Origin of the sequence: Achromobacter sp. 2789STDY5608621, assembly GCF_001299375.1 — a bacterium.
Classification (GTDB): domain Bacteria; phylum Pseudomonadota; class Gammaproteobacteria; order Burkholderiales; family Burkholderiaceae_B; genus Achromobacter; species Achromobacter insuavis.
The window spans coordinates 1-1,585 of record NZ_CYTU01000106.1 but is presented as its reverse complement, the minus strand read 5'-3'; the positions used below and the strand labels follow the sequence as shown (position 1 = coordinate 1,585).

1 protein-coding gene is annotated in these 1,585 nt (G+C 64.0%); it reads left to right on the top strand.

Annotated elements, in window-relative coordinates; genetic code table 11:
* Positions 1–402: 402 nt before the first annotated feature.
* Positions 403–1,560: a porin gene (locus AOZ53_RS33165; protein WP_054433109.1), complete on the top strand. Its 1,158-nt coding sequence runs from the start codon at positions 403–405 to the stop codon at positions 1,558–1,560.
* Positions 1,561–1,585 lie beyond the last annotated feature (25 nt).

Here is a 1,585-nt window from a genome sequence, read left to right as displayed (position 1 = left end):
AAAAAGCGGCCACCTCCCTAGCTCCACTCTCAGTCCGCTCACCCCAACCCTGTGTGGGATGAGCCCCCCCGAAGCGGCATGTGCGCCGCCGGCATGCAGATGCCGGCGGCGTTTTGCTTGTTGCGCGCAGGCCATTTCGCTCGGTTGGGCGGCCATCAACGGCGCCGCTTTTCTGGGCACATTGCGATGACTGGCCGTGGCGCGAGGGCGATGTCCGGGCGGTTGTCGGCTTCCCGACACGGATACGTCTGATTTCGGTCGAGCGCCGGGTCAATGCTGATAGCGCTCAAAATGGTTGAGTTGCAGCGTTCCTAGAATCGGTTCCAGTCATGCGCGGAAATGGCCGCCCGTGTGGCGTGCCGATCCGCATGCGCATGTCTTGTCAATCAACGGGAATCTGTAATGAAAAAAGCTCTGCTCGTCACTGCTCTGTTCGCCGTGCTGTCCGGCGCGGCGCAGGCTGAAACCGCGGTGACGCTGTATGGCCTGATCGACACCGGCGTGGGCTTCCAGCGCATCAAGGGTAACGACGGCTACAAGGAATCGAAGGTCGGCGTGGCCAACGGCGTGTCCAGCGGTTCGCGCTGGGGCCTGCGTGGCGCCGAAGACCTGGGCGACGGCCTGAGCGCCGTGTTCACGCTGGAGAGCGGCTTCAACTCGGCCAACGGCCAGTCGGGCCAGAGCGGCCGCCTGTTCGGTCGCCAGGCCACCGTCGGCCTGAAGGGGGATTCTTGGGGCCTGCTGGAATTTGGCCGCCAGACCAACGTCGCCTCGAAGTACATCGCCGCGATCAATCCGTTCGGCACCAGCTACGGCCAGGCCAGCGTCGGCACCGCCTTCAGCGCCGCAAACACGGTCCGCCACGACAACATGGTCATGTACCAGACCCCGTCGTTCAGCGGCTTCCAGTTCGGCCTGGGTTATTCGTTCAGCGCTGACGACACCAAGAATGGCGCCGCCCAGTTCAATGCCGATGGCACGCGCAAGAGCAACCCGTCGCAGACCGGATTCCGTACCGCCAACAACACCCGTGCCATCACGGCAGGCCTGCGCTACGTCAACGGCCCGCTGAACGTGGCCCTGACGTACGACCAGCTGAATCCGGCCAACCAGCTTGGCACTGACGGGAACCCGAAGCAGTGGATCCTTGGCGGTTCGTACAACTTCGAAGTGATCAAGCTGGCGCTGGCCTACGGGCAGACGCGCGAGGGCTGGTTGACCGGGCGGTCGCTCAACGCCTTCGGCAGCGGCAGCCCGGTCGCCAAGAGCTTCGGCAGCAACATCGTTGCGAAGGATTTCAAGTCGAATTCGTACCTGGTCGGCCTGTCGGCTCCGGTCGGCGGCGCGGGCAGCATCCTGGCCTCGTGGCAGCGTGCCGACGCCAACAACACCAAGCTGACCGGCGACGATGCGACCATGAACATCTTCAGCCTGGGCTACACCTATAACCTCTCCAAGCGCACCAATCTGTACGCGCTGGGTTCGTATGCCACGAACTTCGCGTTCATCGACGGTGTGAAGAGCACGGTCGGTATCGTGGGCGTGCGTCACCGCTTCTAAGCGGCGACCCGCTGTCCGGCGGCGC